Here is a 6,128-nt window from a genome sequence, read left to right as displayed (position 1 = left end):
CCAATCCCAGTCGATCCAACACCAGTCGATCCAACACCAATATACAATGCTGGTAATACACTCGCTACAGCGCGTGATTTGGGAACATTGCGCGTTAATGCTAGTGAAATAGGCTACAGCTTAGGTGTTAGGGACTTTGTTAATAATGTTGATGAATACGACTATTACCGCTTTAATTTCGAGGATACTAACAATTTAAATGTGCGTTTGGATGACTTGAGTGGAGATGCTAAGGTTGAATTAATTCAAGACTTAAATAATAACAATCAAGTCGATGAAGGCGAAGTTTTAGAAATTTCTGATGGTGGTACAGCATCACAGTTAATTAACCGCACTCCTTTAGACAAGGGGATTTACTACGTGCGAGTTTCTCCGGGTGACGCGGGTGAGACTAATTACTGTCTCAGTTTGACGGCGAGTTCACCAGAATTATCGATCGCACCAAATCAACCTTTAATTGGTATCATCGATACTGGGTTTAGTGGGAATAATGCCGATCTTGATTATCGTCGATTTAAGTTGGGAAGCGATCGCATTTCCAACGACAACAACCCCTTACTCTCTCCCGGTGAAGGAAACGAACACGGGACTCACATTTTAGGGTTAATTGCTGCTACCCAAGGTAATGGAATTGGGATTGATGGAATTAATGAAAAAGCACCAATTTGGTTGGGACGTGCGGTAGGTAGTGGGAATTGGGCTTCTTCGCTGATCGAATTTGTGGATGCGGCGAAACAGTCGGGACAGAAAAATGCGGTTGTGAATCTCAGTTTAGATTTAACGCAAATTAACCCAGATGGTAGCGTTACTACAAGATATGAGTTAACGCCAAAAGAACGGGAAGCGATCGAATTTGCGCGGCAAAATCATGTCCTAATAGTTACTGCTGCTGGTAATGATGGCGGCGTGATGTCCGTTTTGGGACAAGCATCCCAGGAGTTTGACAATATTATTACAGTTGGCGCATCGAATGAGTTCGATCGAGCCAACTATTCCAGTTATGGTGCGGGTTTGGATATTTTAACTGAAGGCGGTAACACGGATAATCCCGTGCTGTCTACAGTAAAAGATGGCGTAGGTATGATGGCGGGGACTTCCGTTGCAGCAGCGAGGGCGACGGGTGTAGCATCTTTAATATGGGCAGCAAATCCCAATCTTAGCTACAGACAAGTAATTGATATTCTCGAATTGACGGCGGTGGATGTGAAAACGCCGGGGTGGGATGCAGAAACGGGCGCTGGGTTATTAAATGCAGTAAGTGCGATCGAATTAGCGAAGAAAACAACACCGCAAACTTACACGCCTTTTCCTTGGGTAGCGCCATTAACATGGAGTGGAGAGGGTTTAGTTACCCCTGTTGATCGCGCTGCGAGTGGAGGTAATACCCTAGCTACGGCGGCGGTGCAACCAGATCCTAACTTCTCTGATAGCGATACAGTTGATGTCAATAATCGCGAAAAATATTATGAAGTTACTATTGAGCAACCGGGTTATTTACGCTACACAATTACCCGCAGCAATGGTACAGAATGGTTGCCAAATGTAGAGCGGTTGAGGACAGATGGAAAGCCAACATCGCGTCAATTTTCCTCTTCCTACTCCAAATTATACAACGTAGGGGCAGGCTCACCGAACGGAGGCGGATATGTAGGGGGTGCATACATCGCCCCAGTTTCCAACACTGAGGAGATGTTTGTCGATCCTGGTACATACTATTTCAAAATCGATTTAGAGGATTCCCAAAACAACTTTTTAGATACTTTTGGAGATGAACCTATTGTTTATCATACTAATCTCCAAAACTATAACCTAACATCTGAATTTATTCCCGATCGACCTTCTAGTTTCTCTGGGGCTGCACAATTTAAAACTCCGTCGGGAGTAACTGTAGCTGAACTAAATACTTCAGATCAACTTAACTACAATCCAACTAATTCTACTCAACCAGGGGTAAATTATTGGCTAGATGTAAACGAACCAGGGAATTTAAGCCTTAAAATAAGCTCGTCTATTGCCGATCGGATTCAACTACAAGTTAAGAAGCTGGTAGGACTTGAAGGCGAAAATGGTGCTGGGGAAATATTAGTAGATACTGGGTTTGTTGCGCTCGATCTATCTCAGCCAATAGAGTTAAAAAATCTGAACAAAGGGCGCTATATTTTGGAAGTTCTGCCGCGTCCTTCTTGGGATAATATTAATCGGCAATGGATTCAGCAGCCATACACACAACCTTTCACAATTAATGGTGTTTTCTCTCGACAAGCACCAAATCCAGGTGAAGGACAAGTTCCAAGTTATGCTGGAGGATTTTCTAAGACTATTACGAGTAATGGGGTAGATACTCATTACTATGCTAATGGTTACTTGAGCGTGCAGCCGAGTGGTTATGCAACTTGGTATACTTATGGTGCGGGTGTTCCTTTACCGACAATTCCAGGGGCAACAGTGCCCGGTGCATCAGTTCCACCATTTTCTACATTAGGATTGGGAACTGCTACGCCAGTGGCAACTGTACCGCCAGATTATGCGGGAAATAGCTTTAATCAAGCACGCAATATCGGCGTACTTAATAGCACTCAAACTTTTCAAGATTTCTTGGGTGATGCCGATCCATCTGACTATTACCGCTTTGAATTAAATAATGATAGCAACCTGAATTGGCGCGTAGATGGATTAAATCCAGGGGTAGATTTTCAACTGTATAATAATGATTTTAAATTGCAGTGGAGTACGAATACTCCCGCGCCGAATTTTAGCTCGGATATGGCTGGTACATATCCAGGTACTCCAGGCACTTACTACATCCGATTGAAACCTTTTGCTTCTGGTGGTTCTAACTATAACTTTAGTTTGTCTGCTATTCCCAGAAACACAGCACCGGAAAATTTGCAGTTTAACTTAACGAGTAATAGCTACAGCGTAGGAGAAACTGTTGATCTAAATGGCAAAGTTTTCGATCGCAATGGTGCTAATGACATTTCTAGAGTAGATTTATCGCTGAAACAGAATGGTAATGAATGGCAATTTTTAAGAAGTAATCAAAGTTTGAACAGGGATGGTCAATGGGCAAATTTCTCTTTGAGCCTGGACGATTTAGCAACTGGTAACTATGAGTTGCAGGCTATTGCTTATGACCAGTCTGGTGCTGCAAGTAACACTGTTACTGGTGCGTTCCAGGTAACAGCACCTTTTGATAATAATGCTACTCAATGGTTCTCCAATGGCAAGACGCTGAGTGGCGATATGCTGGCTGAATATAATCGGCTTGTATCTCAGGGTAATTATTTGGGTAATCCCAGCTTTGTCGATTCGACCGATCGCAATACTTACTTTGGTACTCCCGTTCGGCGATCTTTCTTCCAGCAACCAGGTCAAACAAGGGGTTATTACTCTATCTATCAGAGCAAATACGGTACTTTCTCCTTGGGAGGAGCAATCGCTGACTACTACACAAATACTTACTTTAACAGTCCTAACGATCTGAATGGACTGTTTGCAGTTGATTCTGGTTTAGGCGTACCGACTTCATCTGTTATCAGACAGGCTGATGGGACTGAAGTGGCTTATTTTGAAGGAGGAATGCTGACAAATCGGTATGGAGTTGTCACGCCAACTTACTACCAAAAAGATCGGTTTGATTTGGTAGGTCAAGGTGCGCCTAACGGTACGGAGTTGCAGTGGAAAAATGATTATGGATACTGGAATCCGTCAAGTGTAGGACAACCAACTGATTCAGTTCGTCGCATTAATAATGGATGGATTCAGGAGTTTAAAACTAATCCTTCGGGCGATATAGACAATATTTTCTTGCTCAAAGATGGTCAGTCAGTTCTGGGAGGTAAAGATACAAACAACATTCCTAATGGTGGCCCATACCGAGTTCAGGGAGGTTTCTTGAATGCTTACCGCTCAGTAGGTGGTTATGAGCGACAAAATGGTGGTTTAGGCTTCCCAACGATGTCACAGTTGCGATCGGATTTCAATGGCTATGAACTTTATCAAGCCTTTGAGAATGGCTTTATTGCGAAGACTTACGACGATCACACTATTATCCGAAATTGGCAAGGGCAAGATATTCAGCCTGAAATTTCAGCTAACCATTGGAAGGCCGAATATTTCAATAACCGCGATTTATCAGGCAATTCTGTATTATTGGAAGATTGGGGAGAAAGTAATAGTTTCAGGCGCGAGTGGGGAGATGGCGCTCCCGCAGGTGTTCCCTCAGATAATTTCTCTGTTCGTCTAACTACTCAGCGTTATTTTGCCCCGGGTAATTACCAAATTAATACCAACTCCGATGATGGAGTGCGAGTCCGAATCGGCAATCAAACTGCTATCGATAAATGGGTTGAACAAGAGTTTAAAAATCAACACGAAGGTTATTTTCGCTCGGAGGGTGGGGAATATCCAGTAACAGTTGAATATTTTGAGAGTGGTGGCAATGCAGCATTGCAACTCAATATTTATTTTGCAGAAACTGTTGGTGGTTCGCAGTGGCGATCTACTTTCTACCGTTGGGATCAAAACCAAGGCAATATGCCGCCTGGGAATTTCTATGAAAATTCCAATAACATTATTGGTGTTCTCAATCTTGGTGAGAATCGACGCAGCGATGGAAAGTATGGCATAAATCAAAATTGGGGTGCTGGTTCTCCCAAGGGTGATTCGCGAATTCCTAACGATTACTTTGCCGTTCGCAGCTATACTCAAGCTAAATTTGAGGCTGGCAAAACTTATGTGGCACGAGTAAGAGCAGATGATGGTTTCCAACTAAGTGCCAAGCGTGCGAATACGGAGGAATGGGTTGACATTACACCTAAAGATCAATGGCAGCAGGCTTACGGCGCATACAAGGAGATTCAGTTTCAAGTTCCCCAAAGTGGCTGGTATGATTTTCACTTCCACCATTTTGAAGAACGGGGTGATGCTTACATCGATCTCTCTTGGGAAGAGGTAACAGGTGGGTCACCTAATGGCGGTGGCAATCCGGGTAGTTATCCTGGCAATGGTGGCAACTCAAATTACTTAAGTGAACTTAATTCTTGGTCAAACGATCAATGGAATTGGGCAGCCGGAGACAATACTCGAATTACTGGCAAATATTGGTCTGTGGAAACAGATGAAACAAATTACTCCAGTCAGCAAGCCATCTTGCAAATATACAATGAATTGTCTAAACAACTTCTGGGTGCAGAATACAAATCTTCTGCTGGTTATGTTCAAGACCCCAGTTACTATAATGACCCCGCAGCAGGTGGTCAGTACGGATATCATGACGGCATAGATATTGATACTCCGAACTGGACTCCAACTAATGTCAAAGCTTTAGTCGGTGGAACAGTTAGTATAGTCCAGAATCAAGTAGGTAATTATTTCCTCCAAGTTGCAGGTGATGATGGTCGCTTCTATCGATACGGACACCTCAGTAGTGTAAATATAAGTTCTGGTAGGGTCAATGCGGGTGATGTGATTGGTCAAGTAGGTATGTCAAGTGCCTCAAACCACCTGCATTTCCAGGTAAATAGAAGTAAATCTCAACCCACAGGTTACAATCGCTGGAACCAAGCAGATGTTTATGGATGGACTCTCAATCCTCTAAAGGTATTTTGGGAACTCAGAAATAATGGAATTAATAACACTGGAAGCGGAAGTTCTAGCGGCGGGTCAAGTGGTAGCAATCTGGGTAGTTTCCCTGGCAATAATGGAAACAACAGTGATATAGATATCCAACTCGACTTCTACGGGGAATTCAGTCAAATACAAAAAGAGGTTATTGAGCAAGCCGCAAAAAACTGGGAGAATATCATCACGCAAGATAAAGTTGTGACTGGTGTCTTAAGAATTGCGGTTACTCAAAGCACAAAGAAAATAAGTGGTCAAAATTGGAATGCTTGGGCAGAATCATATCTGGATTATGAAAAAAATAACCGAATAGATTGGACGGCTAGCAATGGTAATGACTTTGAAGGTCAGAATCGGATTAACTTTAACAGCAACAGACTCAACGAGCCATTATCAAATAACTGGCTATTGAGATTGACTATGCACGAACTTGGTCACACATTAGGTCTTGATGAGGCCAATCCGGGATATGATACAAGCCTGGGAATGGACAGTTTAATGAATTT

At 43.0% G+C, this 6,128-nt stretch carries 1 protein-coding gene; it reads left to right on the top strand.

All coding sequences use genetic code 11. The annotated features are described in order from the left end of the window. The coding region (locus H6S82_RS14685; protein WP_191056359.1) for a S8 family serine peptidase at positions 1–6,128 on the top strand (6,128 nt) is incomplete at both ends.

The sequence above is a fragment of the Planktothrix sp. FACHB-1355 genome, assembly GCF_014748295.1.
GTDB lineage: Bacteria > Cyanobacteriota > Cyanobacteriia > Cyanobacteriales > Aerosakkonemataceae > Aerosakkonema > Aerosakkonema funiforme_A.
Note: the sequence above shows the minus strand (reverse complement) of the source record. Positions and strands in the feature narration are given on the sequence as shown.